Annotated in this window: 15 protein-coding genes and 1 tRNA gene; 7 read left to right on the top strand and 9 right to left on the bottom strand. The window is 64.2% G+C overall.

Annotated features, from left to right (window positions below; all coding sequences use genetic code 11):
* Nucleotides 1-7 precede the first annotated feature (7 nt).
* Nucleotides 8-1,828 (bottom strand): ABC transporter ATP-binding protein, encoded by a 1,821-nt coding sequence (locus FLO80_RS12040; RefSeq protein WP_111366733.1) that lies wholly within the window; start codon nt 1,826-1,828, stop codon nt 8-10.
* A gap of 290 nt (nt 1,829-2,118) precedes the next feature.
* Here FLO80_RS12040 and FLO80_RS12035 point away from each other — a divergent pair, with 290 nt between their 5' ends.
* The 4 genes from FLO80_RS12035 to FLO80_RS12020 all read left to right on the top strand — a co-directional run bounded on the left by FLO80_RS12035 (nt 2,119) and on the right by FLO80_RS12020 (nt 7,230).
* A complete protein-coding gene (locus FLO80_RS12035; RefSeq protein ID WP_111366731.1) occupies nt 2,119-3,819 on the top strand; it encodes a peptide ABC transporter substrate-binding protein in 1,701 nt (566 codons plus the stop codon).
* A 110-nt stretch (nt 3,820-3,929) separates the two neighbouring features.
* Entirely contained in the window at nt 3,930-4,994 is a 1,065-nt protein-coding gene (locus tag FLO80_RS12030) for an ABC transporter permease (RefSeq protein WP_111366729.1), read from the top strand.
* A complete protein-coding gene (locus tag FLO80_RS12025) occupies nt 4,987-5,961 on the top strand; it encodes an ABC transporter permease (RefSeq protein WP_111366727.1) in 975 nt (324 codons plus the stop codon). Before FLO80_RS12030 ends, FLO80_RS12025 begins: the two co-directional genes overlap by 8 nt.
* Nucleotides 5,962-6,171: 210 nt before the next feature.
* On the top strand, nt 6,172-7,230 hold the full coding sequence (locus tag FLO80_RS12020; protein WP_111366725.1) for a YeeE/YedE family protein: 1,059 nt from the start codon (nt 6,172-6,174) through the stop codon (nt 7,228-7,230).
* Here the strand turns inward: FLO80_RS12020 and FLO80_RS12015 are convergent.
* The 5 genes from FLO80_RS12015 to FLO80_RS11995 all read right to left on the bottom strand — a co-directional run bounded on the left by FLO80_RS12015 (nt 7,166) and on the right by FLO80_RS11995 (nt 13,245).
* On the bottom strand, nt 7,166-8,404 hold the full coding sequence (locus FLO80_RS12015; protein ID WP_111366892.1) for a DUF3422 family protein: 1,239 nt from the start codon (nt 8,402-8,404) through the stop codon (nt 7,166-7,168). The genes FLO80_RS12020 and FLO80_RS12015 overlap by 65 nt on opposite strands.
* A 124-nt stretch (nt 8,405-8,528) precedes the next feature.
* Nucleotides 8,529-9,287, bottom strand: coding sequence for an enoyl-CoA hydratase (locus FLO80_RS12010; RefSeq protein ID WP_111366723.1), 759 nt, complete (start codon nt 9,285-9,287; stop codon nt 8,529-8,531).
* A 270-nt stretch (nt 9,288-9,557) separates the two neighbouring features.
* On the bottom strand, nt 9,558-11,042 hold the full coding sequence (locus FLO80_RS12005) for an NAD(P)(+) transhydrogenase (Re/Si-specific) subunit beta (protein ID WP_111366721.1): 1,485 nt from the start codon (nt 11,040-11,042) through the stop codon (nt 9,558-9,560).
* Nucleotides 11,043-11,055: 13 nt separating this feature from the next.
* Entirely contained in the window at nt 11,056-12,627 is a 1,572-nt protein-coding gene (locus FLO80_RS12000; protein ID WP_111366890.1) for a Re/Si-specific NAD(P)(+) transhydrogenase subunit alpha, read from the bottom strand.
* 165 nt (nt 12,628-12,792) lie between these two features.
* Nucleotides 12,793-13,245: a methyltransferase family protein gene (locus FLO80_RS11995; protein WP_188078284.1), complete on the bottom strand. Its 453-nt coding sequence runs from the start codon at nt 13,243-13,245 to the stop codon at nt 12,793-12,795.
* Nucleotides 13,246-13,392: 147 nt separating this feature from the next.
* On the opposite strand from FLO80_RS11995, the gene FLO80_RS11990 reads away from it, so the two are divergent.
* Entirely contained in the window at nt 13,393-14,145 is a 753-nt protein-coding gene (locus FLO80_RS11990) for an SDR family NAD(P)-dependent oxidoreductase (RefSeq protein WP_111366719.1), read from the top strand.
* 159 nt (nt 14,146-14,304) lie between these two features.
* On the top strand, nt 14,305-14,448 hold the full coding sequence (locus tag FLO80_RS22870) for a hypothetical protein (RefSeq protein ID WP_188078283.1): 144 nt from the start codon (nt 14,305-14,307) through the stop codon (nt 14,446-14,448).
* A gap of 7 nt (nt 14,449-14,455) precedes the next feature.
* Here the strand turns inward: FLO80_RS22870 and FLO80_RS11985 are convergent, their stop codons facing one another.
* Nucleotides 14,456-15,331 (bottom strand): glycosyltransferase family protein, encoded by an 876-nt coding sequence (locus FLO80_RS11985; RefSeq protein WP_111366717.1) that lies wholly within the window; start codon nt 15,329-15,331, stop codon nt 14,456-14,458.
* Nucleotides 15,332-15,476: 145 nt separating this feature from the next.
* On the opposite strand from FLO80_RS11985, the gene FLO80_RS11980 reads away from it, so the two are divergent.
* Entirely contained in the window at nt 15,477-16,250 is a 774-nt protein-coding gene (locus FLO80_RS11980) for a hypothetical protein (protein ID WP_111366715.1), read from the top strand.
* On the opposite strand, the gene FLO80_RS11975 is transcribed toward FLO80_RS11980, so the two are convergent.
* Nucleotides 16,235-16,468, bottom strand: a complete 234-nt coding sequence (locus tag FLO80_RS11975; RefSeq protein WP_111366713.1) for an RND transporter — start codon at nt 16,466-16,468, stop codon at nt 16,235-16,237. The genes FLO80_RS11980 and FLO80_RS11975 overlap by 16 nt on opposite strands.
* Nucleotides 16,469-16,535: 67 nt before the next feature.
* A tRNA-Asp gene (locus tag FLO80_RS11970) sits at nt 16,536-16,612 on the bottom strand.
* Nucleotides 16,613-16,845: the final 233 nt, after the last annotated feature.

Below are 16,845 nucleotides of genomic sequence, written 5' to 3'. Positions count from 1 at the left end.
CTGATCCTCAATACCCGCTGTCGGTGGTCAGGATGAAATGGCCCGGGCTCACCTCTTCGTATTCCGAAGGTGCGGGCTCGTAATCCACCGGGTGCATGGGCGACGGGATCGGTTTGAAGTTCAATTCCTTTTCCGATTTCCGCCGGTGCGGATCGGCGATCGGAACCGCCTTCATCAATGCGCGTGTATAGGGGTGCCGGGGGTCTTCGAACACGGCCCGGCGCGGCCCCATCTCGACGATGCGCCCAAGATACATCACCCCCACATCGTGCGACACACGCTCGACCACCGCCATGTCGTGGCTGATGAACAGGTAGGACAGGCCCAGCTCCGCCTGAAGCTCCATCATCAGGTTCAGCACCTGCGCCTGCACGCTCACGTCCAGCGCCGAAACCGCCTCGTCCGCGACGATCAGCTTGGGATTCAGCGCCAGTGCCCGCGCAATGGCCACCCGCTGCCGCTGCCCGCCCGACAATTCATGCGGGAAGCGCCGCAGGAAACTGCGCGGCAATTCCACCCGGTCGAAAAGCTGTGCCACCCGGTCCTGCAATTCCTTGCCCTTGACGACATGGTAATTGCGCAGCGGCTCGGCCACCTGGTCCATCAACTGCATCTGCGGATTGAGGCTCGCGAACGGATCCTGAAACACCATCTGCATGTCGGCCCGGGCCTTTTGCAGCCCGTCATGGCCCAGCGCGATGATATCCACCCCGCCCAGCGTCACATGCCCTTCCTGCGGCTCGACCAGCCGCAGGATCGAGCGACCCACGGTGGATTTTCCGCATCCCGATTCGCCCACGAGGCTCAGCGTTCGACCCTTGCGAATCGAAAAGGACACGTCTTCGACCGCATGCACATTGGCCACCGTCCGGCGGAAAAACCCGCCCTTGACCGGAAACCGCGTGGTCAGGTTGCGCACTTCCAAAAGCACGTCTTCACTGCCCGGAATCGGATCGGTGCGATGTCCCTCGACCCCCAGGAGCTTCATCGGCTCGGGCAGATCCTTGCCGGTCATCTCGCCCAGCCGTGGCACCGCCGAGAGAAGCGCCTTGGTGTAATCGTGCTGCGGATTCTCGAATATCTCTTCGACCGTTCCCTCTTCGACCTTGTTGCCGCGATACATCACGACCACCCGGTCGGCCATCTGCGCCACCACCGCCATGTCATGGGTGATGAACATCACCGCCGTTCCGGTCTCGCGCTTCAAGCGGTCCACCAGCGCCAGGATCTCGGCCTGGATCGTCACGTCCAGCGCCGTCGTCGGCTCGTCCGCGATCAACAGCCGCGGCTCACAGGCCAGCGCCATCGCGATCACCACCCGTTGGCGCATGCCGCCGGACAATTCGTGCGGATATTGCTTCAATCGCCGCTCGGCCTCGGGGATTCGCACCTGGTTGAGCAGTTCCAGCGCCCGCGCCTCGGCCTGTTTGCGGTTCATCCCCATGTGCAGGCGCAACCCTTCGGTCAACTGCCGCCCCACGGTAAACACCGGGTTGAGCGCGGTCATCGGCTCCTGGAAGATCATCCCGATCTCGTTGCCGCGAATCGTCCGCATCAGCCCCTGGTCGGTTTTCGCCAGGTCGATCTCATCGCCCTCGCGCCGGTTGAACAGCAACCGTCCGCCCGCGATCTCGCCGCCGCCATACTCCACCAGCCGCATCAGAGACAGGCTCGACACCGACTTGCCCGATCCGGATTCGCCAACGATGCAAACGGTTTCGCCCGGCTTGATATCGAATGACACATCCTCGACCCCAACCACCGGGCCATCCTTGGTCTGAAACTCCACCCGGAGCTTCTCGATCGTCGCAATCGGCTGGTCGAGCATGGAAATCCCCATTGCATGTGCTGGATATTGCGAAACGCTAACGGCAGCTTCGGCAAGATGTCAAACAATTGGGCGGTGATGAAAAAAAAGGCGCAGACCCGGACGCAAGCCTTGCAATTTGCGGCCACTCGGTCTGTGATGCGTCACAGTTGTCGGGGCGGATGCGCGAAATCGGGGGTTTTTGTCCCCTCGAATGTGTTACATATCATTCCGGCAAACCAATCGAAAACCACGCCCTTCGCGTGGCAACAAACGCACAGGTTCAAATCCTGTCCAACAAGGAGTGAGACATGAAAATGAAATCAACCCTGCTCGGCGCCGCCGTAGCGTTCGCACTGGCCCCCGCGGCCATGGCTGAGCGCGGATCGGACGGCCATGTCGGCGTGATCTACTGGCAGGCGCCCTCGATCCTGAGCCCCTATCTCTCGGGCGGCACCAAGGACATCGAGGCCTCGTCGCTGGTGATCGAACCGCTTGGCCGCTTCGATGAGAACGGCAACATGGTGCCGTTCCTCGCACGGGAAATCCCGACGATCGAGAATGGCGGCGTGGCCGAGGATCTGACCTCGATCACCTGGAAACTCAAGGAAGGCCTGGTCTGGTCGGATGGCACGCCCTTCACCTCGGCCGACGTGAAATTCACCGCCGACTATTGCATGCATCCCGAAGGGGGCTGTGCACAGCTTTCGAAATTCGAAGGGGTCGAAAGCATCGAAACCCCGGATGATCTGACCGTCGTGATCAACTTCAAGCGGCCGCAACCCTATCCTTACTCGGCCTTCATGGGCGCGCAATCGCCGATCATCCAGAAGGCCCAGTACGAGAACTGCATGGGCGCGAAGGCGCAGGAATGCACCGACGCGAATTTCGGGCCCATCGGCACCGGACCCTTCATGGTGGAAGAGTTCAAGCCCAACGACGTGATCCAGTATGTCGCCAACCCCAACTACCGTGACCCGGCAAAGCCCGCCTTTGCCACGCTCACGCTGAAAGGCGGCGGCGATGCCACGGGCGCCGGGCGCGCGGTGATGGAAACCGGCGAATACGACATCGCATGGAACCTGCAACTTGCCCCCGACGTGCTCGCCAAGATGGAAGAGGGCGGCATGGGCAAGGCGGAATCGGCCTTCGGAACGCTGGTCGAGCGGATCGAGATGAACATGACCGATCCGTCTCCCGATCTCCCCGAAGGAGAGCGCGCGACCGTCGCGCATCCGCACCCGATCCTGTCGGACATCCGTGTGCGCAAGGCGCTCTCGATGGCGATCGACCGCGAATTGCTGACGGAAATCGGCTATGGTCAGGCAGGTACGCCGACCTGTAACCTGGTGCCCGCCCCGGAAATCTATGCCAGCGACAACACCGATTGTCTGGTGCAGGACATCGACGGCGCCAACGCGCTTCTCGACGAAGCCGGCTGGACCATGGGATCGGACGGCGTGCGCACCAAGGATGGCATGCGCCTTTCGCTGCTCTACCAGACCTCGACCAACGCCGTCCGTCAGGACTTTCAGGCGCTGATCAAACAGTGGTGGGAAGAAATCGGCGTTGAAACCGAGCTGCGCAACGTCAACGCATCGGTCTTCTTCGGCGGCGACCCGGGTTCGCCCGACACGTTCCAGAAGTTCTATGCCGACGTGGAAATGTATGCCAACAACTTCGATGGCGCCGATCCTCAGCCCTACCTGGCGCAGTATCGTTGCGGCAACGAGCCCAAGCCGTCGAGCCAATGGGCCGGTGAGAACATCAACCGCTTCTGCGATCCCGCCTATGACGCGATGATCGACGAACTGGCCGCCACTGGCGAGCTCGAGGCGCGCGCGGCACTGGCCAAGAAGATGAACGACATGCTGACCAAGGACACCTACACCATCGTTCCGCTGGTGAACCGTGGCCGTGTGACCGGCGTGTCGAACACGCTCGGCGGGTTCAAGCACAGCACCTGGGACAGCCTGCTGTGGAACGCGGCCGACTGGTATCGCACCGAGTGATCCGCGACTGAGCTGATAAAGGCGCGCGCGCCCCCCCGAATTCACGGGGCGCGCGCGCATACATATCGCCGCAAGAAAAACAACAAGACCGATCAACAAGGGCGTCCCCCATGCTGACATATACCATCCGACGGCTGGTTCTATCCGTGCCGACACTCTTGTTCATCGCTCTTATCATCTTCCTTCTGCTGCAACTTGCCCCCGGCGACCCGATGGCCCAGGTGCCGCTGACCGTCCCGCCCGAGGTCAAGCAGAAGATGCGCGAGGCCCTCGGCCTCGGTCAGCCGATCCACGTGCAGTTCTGGAAATGGCTGGTCCAGATGTTCTGGATCGAACCGCAGGTCTTCATCGACTGGCTCACCAACAAGAGCGCCCTGTTCGGCTGGCTGCCCGATACCAATCTCTACACCGCCTGCGGTCCGACCGTCGAAGGCCCCTGCGATCTGCGCGTGATCTCGTGGCAGACCCGCTCGCCGGTGATGGACATCGTGGTGCAGCGCCTGCCGCAAACGCTCTGGGTCGTGGGCATGGCCTATGTCGTGGGCATCCTGATCGCCATTCCCATCGGCATCTACTCGGCCTATCGGCAATATTCGGTGTTCGATCAGGCGGGCACATTCATCACCATGATCGGCTTTTCCATCCCGCCCTTCTTCACCGGCCCGCTGCTGATCGTGATCTTCTCGGTGCAACTGGGCTGGTTCCCCTTCATCTATGACACTACCCATGTGGTCGACGACTGGGACAGCTTCGTGTTTCAACTCCAGCAGATGCTCATGCCGGTGATGGTGCTCGCGCTTCAGACCACCGCCCAGATCAGCCGTTTCATGCGCGCCTCAATGCTCGACAACCTCAATCAGGACTACGTGCGCACCGCCCGCGCCAAGGGCCTCTCGGAGGCGATCGTCGTCATGATCCACGTGCTGCGCAACTCGATGATCCCCGTCGTCACCGTGATCGCGCTCGGCGTGCCCGCCATCTTCGGCGGCGCAATCATCACCGAGGTCGTGTTCTCGGTGAACGGTATCGGCCAGTTGCTGATCACCGCGCTGTTTGCCAATGACCTGCCGATGGTGCTGACCATCACCTTCATGTTCGCGGTACTCATCGTGCTCTTCAACCTGATCGCCGATATCCTCTACGGCCTTCTCGACCCGAGGATTCGATATGACTGATCCCATGCCCAACACCCCGCTCAACGCCCTTCAGGACCCCGAGATCACCCAGCCCGCGCGCTCGCAATGGCGCGATGTCTGGGACCAGTTCAAGCATCACAAGGGCGCGCTTCTGGGCGGCGGTTTCCTGATCTTCGTCACGCTGGCCGTGCTGTTCGGCGACATGATCTGGCAGATCGACCCCAAGAAACTCGACATCCGCAACAAGGACGTGCGCCCGATCTACACCGCGATCTGGAATTCGGACGCCAAGGTCAGTTGGGGCAACCCGCTGGGCACCGACAATCTCGGACGTGACCAACTGGCCCAGGTCATCGCGGGTGGGCGCGCCTCGATGGCCGTGGGCTGGGCCGCAATGATCCTGACCATGCTGATCGGCACCACCATCGGCGTGCTGGCCGGGTTCTTCAAACGGCTCGACGGGCCGCTGATGCGCTTCACCGACCTTGTGCTGTCGCTGCCGATCCTGCCCTTGTTGCTGGTCGCGGTGACGCTGTTCCGACAACCGCTCAGGGCCAATTTCGGCCCCGAGATGGGCATGTTCATCCTCATCGTCGGTGTCATCGGCGTCACCTCGTGGATGCAGGCCGCGCGGATCGTGCGCGGCGACATCCTCGCCCTCAAGGAACGTGAATTCGTGCTCGCCGCCCGCGCCGCGGGCACCACCTCGCGCGGCATCATCTTCCGCCACCTTCTGCCCAACGTGCTCTCGCCCCTCATGGTCTCGGCCACACTGGGCCTTGCCACCGCGATCATCACCGAAAGCGCGCTCTCGTTCCTCGGTGTCGGCTTCCCCTCGGATTTCCCGACCTGGGGCAAAATGCTGGCCGATGCGGTGCCACGGATGCAGGAATATCCCGAACGGGTGATGCTGCCGGGCCTGATGATCTCGCTCACCGTCCTGTCGGTGAATTACCTCGGCGACGGGCTGCGCGACGCGCTCGATCCGCGCATCCGCGGCCGTTAAAGCAAAAAAGAACCAGTATCACCAGCCCGCCCTCGTGGCGGGCTGTTGCCCTTGTGCGGGCGGTGCAGGGCAAACCGACGTTTTTCGAACAGGCCATGAATCGGGAAACTGTTCCGCCTCGGATCGGGCATGCAACACCCTGCGGGCTTGATATGCACGCGACACGGGCGCATCTGGAACGAAATTCCTGTTTTGAACGAAAGGTGCCCCATGTTCGAGAGCTTCGGCTTTGAGACCCTGACCGCGCCACAGGCTGTGGTATGGTACGCGCTCGCCCTTGGCTTGGCCTTCGGCGCGCTGGCACAGATCACACGGTTTTGCTTCCGGCGCATCATCGACGGTGACGACCGGCGACAGGCTGCGGGCGTATGGCTGACCGCGCTGGCGGTGGCGGTGCTGGGCACGCAAGCCGCGGTTGCGCAGGGCTGGATCACCTTTGGCGATCACCGCTTCATGGCGCCCGGACTGCCGGTGCTGGCCATCGTTCTGGGCGGGCTGATGTTCGGTGCCGGCATGATCCTGACACGTGGTTGCATCTCGCGCCTGACGGTGCTGGGCGGCACCGGCAACCTGCGCGCCGTGCTGGTTCTGGTGGTCTTTGCCGTGGTCGCCCATGCCACGCTCAAAGGCGTGCTTGCCCCCGTGCGCACCACGCTGGGCAGCATCACACTTGATGTTGCACCCGCCCTGCCCGGCCCCGCGTTGCTCTGGGCCGCACTTATCGCGCTGGCCGCCCTGGCCTTTGCGCTGCGTTCGGGCAACCGCACCGGCACGCTGGTGCTGGCGGGCTTGCTGGGCGCGCTGGTGCCCTTGGGCTGGGTCGGCACCGGCTTCATCCTCTTTGATACGTTCGAACCGATCCCGCTGGCATCACTGTCTTTCACCGCCCCCACGACCGAGGCGCTGTTCTACACCATCGCCTCGACCGCCATAGAGCCCGGGTTCGGCACCGGGCTGGTGGGTGGTGTGCTGGTCGGTGCCGCGCTGACCGCGCTCATCCGGGGGCAGTTCCAGTGGGCCAGTTTCGAGAGCGCGCGCCAGACCGGGCGCTACATGGCCGGTGCGGTGCTGATGGGCGCAGGCGGCGTGCTTGCGGGCGGCTGCACCGTGGGTGCCGGGCTGTCGGGAATTCCCACCCTGTCGCTGGCCGCGATCCTTGCCATCTCCGCCATCGGTGTGGGCGGCCTGGCCATGCGCGCGGGCCTCAGTGCAGTTTCCGCTGAACCCGCCGGATCAACCACCAGACAAGCCCCGCAACCGGCAGAGTGATCGCCGCCGTGAGCCACCCCTTGGCCAGGCCCGTCGCCTCGGCCAGGGGATAAAGCGCGTATGAAGCCAGCGACACGGCGTAATAGCTGATCGCCACCACCGACAGCCCCTCGACCGTGCGTTGCAGCCGCAATTGCAGATCGGCCCGCCGGTCCATGCTCTCCAGAAGCGCCTGGTTCTGCGCGCTGCGCTCCACGTCAACGCGCGTGCGCAACAGGTTCGCCGCCCGCGCCGCCCGTGCCACCATTACTTGAAGCCGCGCCTCGGTGGCCCTGACCGTCCGCATCGCCGGATCGAACCGCCGCAGCATGAATTCGGCGAAGGTCTGGCGCCCGGCGAACCGCACCTCGTGCATCACCTCGACCCGCTCATGCACCAGCCGCTCATAGGCCGCCGTCGCGCTGATCCGGAACGAGGTCTGCGCCGCGATCTGCTCCAGCATCCCCGACACTTCCAGCAACTGCCCAAGCGTCTCCTCCGCCGGGCGCGCCTTCTCTCCCATGTCCTCCACCAGCGCGGTAAGCCGCGCGCCAGTCCGCGCCAGTTCCGGCGAAAGCGCACGGGCCCGCGCAAATCCCAACAACGACAGCGTCTTGTAGGTCTCGATCTCGCAGAGCCGCTGCACGATCCGCCCGACCCGCCGCTGGCCCACCCCGTCCGAGACGAAAACCGCGAACCGCAGATGCCCCGCCGGGTCGATCCGGAAATCGCCCGCCATCACCGCCGCATCGTCCAGAACGTGACTGACGGCAAGGCTCTCGGGCTCGAACCAGTCGGCCATCCGTGCCGCGATTGCATCCACGTCCGCGTTCCCCCGCGGCTCCACCCGGATCAGGGCCGACGTGATCCGCTGTCCGGGCGCCGCCTCCAGCCAATCCGCCGGAAAGACTTCGAAATCGGCAGGGTCAAAGACGCGCAACGACAGCCCGCCGGAAAAGGCGGTATAGGTCACGACCTCGGTATGGCTCTCCCATTTGAGCCAGTACCGCCCCACCTGCCCGAAATAATGCGTGGCATCGGCCTTGGGATGCGACGCGCCGTGCCGGTCGAGCAGCGCACGAAGATGTGCCATGTCCTCGCCCCGGTCGCGCCCGGCCGCATTTCCGGGCCGCTTCAACGCGAGAAACACAGCCGTGCACGGCACATCGAGCGCCGGAAAAGGCCGCGCATGCATCTCGTTGGCAAGCTCGTATCTGAGCGGATGATCTTCCACCGGTCCTGTCCTCGCGTCGCGTCACTCAAGGCCAGAATACCCGTTGCGCCGCTCCACTCAATCGGCCAAAACCGCGCGGGGCCTGTCAGCCGTAGTCTGGCGCGCGTTTTTCACCCATGGCCGCAACGCTCTCGGCAAATTCCGGTCCCTGCAATTGCGCCGCGAAAAGCTTCGACTCCGCAGCCATGCTGTCGGCCACTGCCTCGCGCCCCTGCCGGATCAACCCTTTCGAAAGCTTCATCGCCACCGGCGCCGACGCGGCCACCCCGCGCGCGATCTCCCTGACCGCGCCCATCAGTTCCGCATCGGGAAACACCCGCGCCACCAGTCCGAACCGCTCGGCCTCACCCGCGCTCAGGGTCCGCCCGGCCAAAAGCATGTCATTGGCCACCGCCATCCCCACCGCGGCGGGCAGCAAGAGCGACGATCCCGCCTCCGGCACCAGCCCCAGCTTCACGAAGGGCACGCCCAGCGTCGCACTCTCACCCGCATAGACCAGGTCGCAATGCAGCAGCATGGTCAGCCCGATCCCGATTCCGGGGCCGTTCACCGCGGCGATCACCGGCTTGGGACAATCGCGGATCGCATGCAGGAACCGCCAGACCGGCGGCACCCCGGTCTCGCGATCACCCTTGGCGAAATCCTTGAGGTCGTTGCCGGCGGTGAACATGTCCCCCGCCCCGGTGATGACCAACGCGCGGTCCGCATCGCTCTCGGCATAAGCCTCAAGCGCATCGGCCATCGCACCATACATCTCCTGCGTCAGCGCGTTCTTCTTCTCGACCCGCGCAATGGTCAGCGTGACGACCCGCCCCTCGCGGGTGATGATGATATTCTCGCTCATGGAAACCCTCCCTCCGGCGTTTCCCATCTGCTAGGCCATCCCTGCCCCCCGATCAACGCGCCATCCATGTGCCGTTGCGGCACGCCACGCCATCGGCGCACCCCGCCCCGCTTTCATCTTGCCGAAAATACTCCCGCCGGAGGCACCCACCGTCACCCCAAGACCCGCCCCCTCTGGCGACCGGGGCGGGTGGGCGGTCGCCAGAGGGGGCGGTCCTCAACGAAAAAGGGCGCCCCGCAAGGCGCCCTTTCCCGAACTATGATTGTCGGATCACTCGATCAGCGACAGCAACTTGTCGAGGCTGGCCTTGGCATCGCCATAGAACATCCGCGTGTTCTCCTTGAAGAAGAGCGGGTTCTCGATCCCCGAATACCCGGTCCCCTGCCCGCGCTTGCTGACGAACACCTGTTTCGCCTTCCACACTTCCAGCACCGGCATCCCGGCAATGGGGCTGTTGGGATCGTCCTGTGCCGCCGGGTTCACGATGTCATTGGAACCGATGACGATGGCCACGTCCGTCGAGGGGAAATCCTCGTTGATCTCGTCCATTTCCAGCACGATATCATAGGGCACTTTCGCCTCGGCCAGGAGCACGTTCATATGCCCCGGCAGACGCCCCGCGACCGGGTGAATGGCGAACCGCACGTTCTTGCCTTTGGCCCGCAGCCGCTTGGTCAACTCGCTGACCGATTGCTGCGCCTGCGCCACCGCCATGCCATAGCCCGGCACGATGATCACGCTGTCCGCCTCGTCAAGCGCCGAGGCCACGCCATCGGCCTCGATCGCGACCTGCTCGCCCTCGACCTCCATCGCCGGACCCGACGTGCCGCCGAACCCGCCGAGGATGACGCTGACGAAATGCCGGTTCATCGCCTTGCACATGATATAGCTCAGGATCGCCCCCGAGCTGCCCACCAGCGCACCGACCACGATCAAGAGGTCATTGCCGAGGCTGAACCCGATCGCCGCCGCGGCCCAACCCGAATAGGAGTTGAGCATCGACACCACCACCGGCATGTCGGCCCCGCCGATCCCCATGATCAGGTGATAGCCGATGAAGAACGCCAGCAAGGTGAGCACGATCAGCGTCCACATGCCCGCACCGCCCAGGTACATCGCGGCAAAGACCAGCGACAGAACCGCCGCCCCCGCGTTGAGCATGTGCCCGCCCGGCAGCTTCTTGGCCGCGCTGTCGACCTTCCCGGCCAGCTTGCCATAGGCAATGACCGACCCGGTGAAGGTCACCGCGCCGATCCAGATGCCCAGCATCAGCTCGACCTTGAGGATGTTGATTTCCACCGCCGTCTTCTTGGCGACGATCGCGGCAAACCCGGTGAACTGCTTGGCAAATGCCATCGCCTCGAGCGAGGCTTCCTCGAGCCGCGGAAAGGCCAGCCCAGCCTCGCCAAAGGCCGCGGCGACGCGCCCCATCTCGAGATCGGCATTGAGCCCCACGAACACCGCCGCCAGCCCGACAAGGCTGTGCATGATCGCCACCAGCTCGGGCATCTGCGTCATCTGCACGCGCGTGGCGAGCTGATACCCGACGAGTCCCCCCGCACCGATAAGCACCAGCGACAGAAGCCAAAGCCCCTGCCCCGGCCCGACCAGCGTGGCCAGAACGGCGATCGCCATGCCGACGATCCCGTACCAGATCGCGCGCTTGGCGCTTTCCTGTCCGCTCAATCCGCCAAGGCTGAGGATGAAGAGAACCGCTGCGACCGCATAGGCCGCTATCGTGAATCCGAAGTCCATAATCCCCTCCGCCTTATGATTTCTGGAACATGGCGAGCATGCGCCGTGTCACGAGGAAGCCGCCGAAAATGTTGATCCCGGCCATGAAGACCGCGAGCGCGGCGAGGATGGTGATCAGCACCGAGCTCGAGCCGATCTGCATCAACGCGCCGAGGATGATGATCGACGAGATCGCGTTGGTCACCGCCATGAGCGGCGTGTGCAGGCTGTGGCTCACGCCCCAGATCACCTGGAATCCGACGAAGACGGAGAGCAGGAACACGATGAAATGCTGCATGAAGCTCGCCGGGGCGACGAGCCCCACCGTCAGCACCAGCGCCGCACCGACAGCCAGAAGCGTCACCTGTTGCTTGGTCTGCGCCTTGAAGGCGGCCACCTCGGCGGCACGCTTTTCCTCAGGCGTCAGTTCCTTGACTTTCTCCTGCGGGCGCGCCGCGATTGCCGCCACCTTGGGCGGCGGTGGCGGAAAGGTGATCTCGCCGTCAAAGGCCACGGTGGCCCCACGGATCACGTCATCATCCATGTTGTGGTTGACCTGACCGTCCTTTTCCGGGGTCAGATCGGTCATCATGTGCCGGATGTTGGTGGCATAAAGGCTCGACGCCTGCGCCGCCATCCGGCTCGGGAAATCGGTATAGCCGATGATCGTGACGCCATTGTCGGTCACGACCTTCTCATCGGCGACCGTGCCCTCGACATTGCCGCCCTTCTCGGCGGCCAGGTCCACGATGACCGACCCGCGCTTCATCGCCTTCACCATGTCCTCGAGCCACAGCTTGGGGGCCTCGCGGTTGGGGATCAGCGCGGTGGTGATCACGATATCCATCTCCGGCGCCAATTCGCGGAACTTGGCAAGCTGCGCCTCGCGGAATTCGGGGCTCGACACGCTGGCATAGCCGCCGGTCGCCGCGCCGTCCTGCTGTTCCTCCTCGAAATCGAGATAGACGAACTCGGCCCCCATCGATTCGACCTGTTCGGCCACTTCGGGGCGCACGTCGAACGCATAGACCACCGCGCCAAGGCTCACCGCGGCCCCGATCGCGGCAAGACCCGCCACGCCCGCGCCCACGACCAGAACCCGCGCCGGGGGCACCTTGCCCGCCGCCGTGATCTGACCGGTGAAGAACCGGCCATAATTGTTGCCCGCCTCGATCACCGCGCGATAGCCCGCGATATTGGCCATCGAGCTGAGCGCATCCATCTTCTGCGCCCGGCTGATGCGCGGCACCATCTCCATCGCGATGACATTGGCGCCCTTGGCCTTGGCGGCCTCAAGGCCGGCCTCGTTCCCACCGGGATTGAAGAAGGAAATCAACGTCTTGTTCTTGGTCAGACGGCCCATTTCCTCATCCGTGGGGATGCGCACCTTGGCGATGATGTCGGCATCCTTCCACAGCGCGTTGGCCGTTTTCTTGATCGTGACCCCGGCTTCCTTATAGGCCGCGTCGGTAAAACCCGCGGCCAGTCCGGCGCCGGTCTCGATCAGGCATTCATAGCCCAGCTTCTGCAATTGCAGCGCCGAGTCCGGGGTCATCGCGACACGCGCTTCCCCCTCGATGACTTCTTTTGGCGTTCCGATTTTCACCTTGTCACTTCCCTTTTCGTTCCTGTTCACCGCGCCCCCCGGCACGGCCCCTCGCGTGGCTGGCTGCCCTTATGGCATATCCCGTCACGATCTTCGATTGCCGCGATGTCGCATTGCAACCCTGTTTTGTCGCTCGAGGCTCCATGCCGTCGGATTTTCCATCCGTCAAACCCAACGCCGCGTCTTTTGGCAATAGCGCGCGAAATCTGCGCGGAACTGGCGGCGCAGGCGGTTTTCCTCGGGAATGATGAAATGCCGTTCGATCCACCACACGAAGACCGGCACCAGTGGCAACGCCAGCACCGCATCCCAATAGAGGATACACCCCAGAAGGATCAGCGCATCACCGAGGTAGATCGGGTTGCGCGTGCGCGAGAATATCCCCGTCTGCACCAGCGCGTCGGCCTCGCGATGCGGGATGATCGTGGTGCGCTGGCGTCGCATCTCGTGAACCGCCAGCGCCATCAACACCAGCCCCGCCCCGACCAGCAGCCCACCAAGGAAATCCGCCAGCGCGCCGCCGAAGCTCAGCCCCATCGGGTAATGCACCGCCTGCCACCACGCCAGCCCGAGGCAAAGCGCCAGCCAGGCCGGCGGAATGTCGATCCATTTCAGCATCCCTTGCGCCCTCCTGTGCCTGCGCGAATTCGCGTCACGGCTTATACACATTCGGCCATCCGAATGTCGACCGCCATGACGGAACGGCACGACTTGCCCCCGGGGCGTGCCTCGCTACTGTGGGCACAAATCAGGGAGGATATCCAAATGATGTTGAACGACAAACACGCGCTCGTCACCGGCGGCGGCACCGGCATCGGCCTTGCCATCGCCCGCGCCCTCGCCGCCGAGGGCGCGCAGGTCACGATCACCGGGCGTCGGCTTTCGGTGCTCGAAGAGGTGGCCGAGAACGGCATGCACCCGCTCGCCATGGACGTCGCCGACGAGGCGCAGGTGCGCGACGGCATCGACGCCGCCGTGGCCGCCCGCGGCCCGGTCCAGATCTGCGTCGCCAACGCGGGCATCGCCGAGGGGCGCAAGCTGCACAAGACCGACACCGAGCTTTGGCGGCGCATCATGTCGATCAATCTCGACGGCTGTTTCTTCACCATCCGCGAATCGCTGCGCTCGATGACCGGCACCGATTGGGGGCGGGTCATCGCGGTCTCGTCCATCGCCGGTCTGCGCGGTGCGCCGGGCGCGGGCGCCTATGCCGCCTCGAAACACGGCGTCGTGGGCATGATGCGCAGCTTTGCCGAGGATTTCCTCGGCCAGCCCTACACCTTCAACTCGATCTGCCCGGGCTATGTCGACACCCCCATCGTCACTCGCAACACAGACGCCATCGCCGACCGCGCCGGCGTGTCCAAGGACGAGGCGCGCGACATGATGGTGCAGATGAACCGCCACCAGAAACTGATCTCGCCCGAAGAGGTGGCCGCCGCCGCGCTCTGGCTGTGTAACCCCCTGTCGGAGAGCACCAACGGCACCGAGGTGCGCATCGCCGGCGGTCAGGTCTGAAACCTGCTCGCAGAAACGTCACAGGCCGGGCAAAACCCGGCCTGTTATCGGATAACACGCCCCCCGGCTCCACCTGTTTTTGAATGACAGGGCGACCTGCGCCCATCCTGCCTCGACGACTGCGGCCCACAAGCGGGCCAACGCAAGACGGAGGCAAGAATGACCCGCAAAACCACGATCCTGGCCCTGACCACCCTGGCCTCAATCGCGCTTGTCATGGCGCTCACCCTCACTGGCGGACAGGCGGGGCAGGAAACCGCACGCCTCGCCGCGCCCGCCCCGGTCACGACCGAGCCGCTTTGACGGGGCTTCAGAACAGGCCGGAAAACCGCTCTGGCAGCTTGAACTGCAAGCCATAATCCGGCCGATCGAACTCGTAAAACCCGGTATCGCCGCGCGGGCCGAACGTGTCGCGCATATGCTGGCGATAGGGCGCCATGTCGAACCCCTCGACCGTCTCAAGCGCGGCGAACCCCTTGAAGACGGCCCGATCCTCGCCGCGCGCCTCGGCGAACCAGTGCCGCCCGATCGCCGTTTCCTTCACCCCCGCGCCGATCTCTTCCGTGACCGCGTTGCGCCGGTTCATCGCGCCGACATATTCGGGGAAATCACAGAATTTCAGGTGGAACAGGTAAAGATCATCCGGCGCATGCAGCTTGCCATGTTGCGTGAAATGCCCGCCCCGCGCGATCTTGGTGCCCACCGACACGACGCAAGGCTTGGAATAATGCGGCGCCAGCCGCACATGCCGACGCGGCCCGAGGATGCGCGCGCCCACCGCCTCGGGCTCGATGTCGATCCGGTGAATCACCTCCAGCCCAAGCGGCGTCAGAACCCGCCGAAGCGGTGCATCCCAAAGGTATTCCAGCAGGCTCTTGCCGCTGGCCGGATCGACCACCACCAATTCATCCACGTCGCCCACGACCACGTGATCGTAATAGCTGCGCAGCCCCATCACGAGGTTGTTCAAGAGCCGCCAGCGTTTCATGTCGAAATTCCTGTGCGGATCGCCCGGAATGCCGATGATGTTGCACCCCGCGGCCAGGTCGGCCACCGCCTCGCCCCGGCCATGGTTGACGATATAGCAGTTCTCGCGCCCCAGGACCTCGCCGTAATGCCGTAGCCATGCGCGCAGGAAAAACAGATCCTCGCGCACCATGGTCAGTGCCGCCACCTTCGATTGCATCGCCCCTCGCACCCCTTTCAGCCCCCGACCGGGGCCTTGTTCATGTCGTGTGATGTCCTAACCGGTTTGATGCGGCAAAAGAAATGAAATATTCTTCGCCCAAACGGCCCGCCAATGCGTGCCGACAGAAACGAGGCCGGGCCGCATGACCTACCCCATCCCCGAGGGTTTTCGCCAGAGCGGGCGGCTTATCGCGCGCGTCAACGATCTCGCCCTCACCCGGTTCCAGGTGCTCGGCGAACGCGCCAGCGCCACCAACCTCGTGCGCAAACTGATCGAGAAAAACCTGCAAATCCGGCGCAGCGAGGCGCTGGGATGGAAACATGCCGCGCCCCACATGGTCGCGATCCCGGCCGACTTCCTCACCATCGTGGTGGTGCGCCACGCCGAAAGCTGGGCGCTGTCGATGTTCAGGCGCCCCTGGCATGCCGACCCCGCGATCCAGGCGCTGGGTTTTCCTGAATTCCTGCGCGCCGAATGGCGCGGCGTGGTCGACCGGCTGGGCGATTTCGACGAAATCCCGCCCGAGATCGCCAAGGATGTGCACAACCGCGAATTGCAGTTCGACCGCCACCCCGTCACCGGCGCGCCCTTCCCCAATCTCTTTGCCCTGCGCCGGGTCAAGCTGGCGGCGATGCTGGGCATGCTCAACCGCGACTGCAACCTGATGCTGCTGCGCGCCGAAGAGGTGCAGGCCGACCCCGAAGCCTTCATCACATGGGCCAGCGACGCGCTCGGGCTCGACCGCAAGAGCGACGCGTTCCAAGGTGTCACCCGCCGCATGGGCAACCGCTTCCGCCGGGCGGTCCCGATCGACACGGCCCCCACAGGGCTCGATACCGCCGACCACGCCTTGATGATGGGCGAGCTTGACCTCGCCCTCGAATCGACCCTCGGATACGATTACGCGCGGGGCTGAGCGTTCCTGACCGCGCGCACGCCCTTCAACGCCAGCAGGACAAAGGGCGCGCCGTGCATCGCAAGATCGAAAATGTCGATGCCACGCGTCAACTCACCCGCCGCCAGCATCTTGAGCTTTTCCCAGATATGCGGCTCGGGCACGAACGGCGCGAGGCCCAGCAACACGGCCATGAGTGCCAGCACCGTCCATGAAAGACTGTCCAGAAATCGCATCATGCCGCCGCCTTGCACTACCCCGATAACGAAAAAAGCGCCCGCAAGGGGCGCCTTTTCAAAGCAGCGGTGGCGCGGTTGACGGGGCTCGAACCCGCGACCCCCGGCGTGACAGGCCGGTACTCTAACCAACTGAGCTACAACCGCCCACTGCTTGTGCCCGGGCTGTTCGCCTGAGCGTGGCGCCGTGTTTAGGGCCAGCCGCGCGGGGCGTCAAGCGCCTCTTGATAGGATATTCGCGAAAAATGCGCTTGCGCCTCGTTGCGCCATGGCCACATCCGATCCCCGACTCCGTTTTCGCCGCATTTCGCCCCGGGGCCAGGCCGAAACCCGTGATCACCGATTACACTTCGCTTTGACGTGACAGTGCCACGCCGGCG

Source organism: Aquicoccus porphyridii (assembly GCF_008369105.1).
GTDB classification, from domain to species: Bacteria; Pseudomonadota; Alphaproteobacteria; order Rhodobacterales; family Rhodobacteraceae; genus Aquicoccus; species Aquicoccus porphyridii.
The sequence above is the reverse complement of the archived record's forward strand: the minus strand, read 5'-3'. Positions and strand labels throughout refer to the sequence as shown.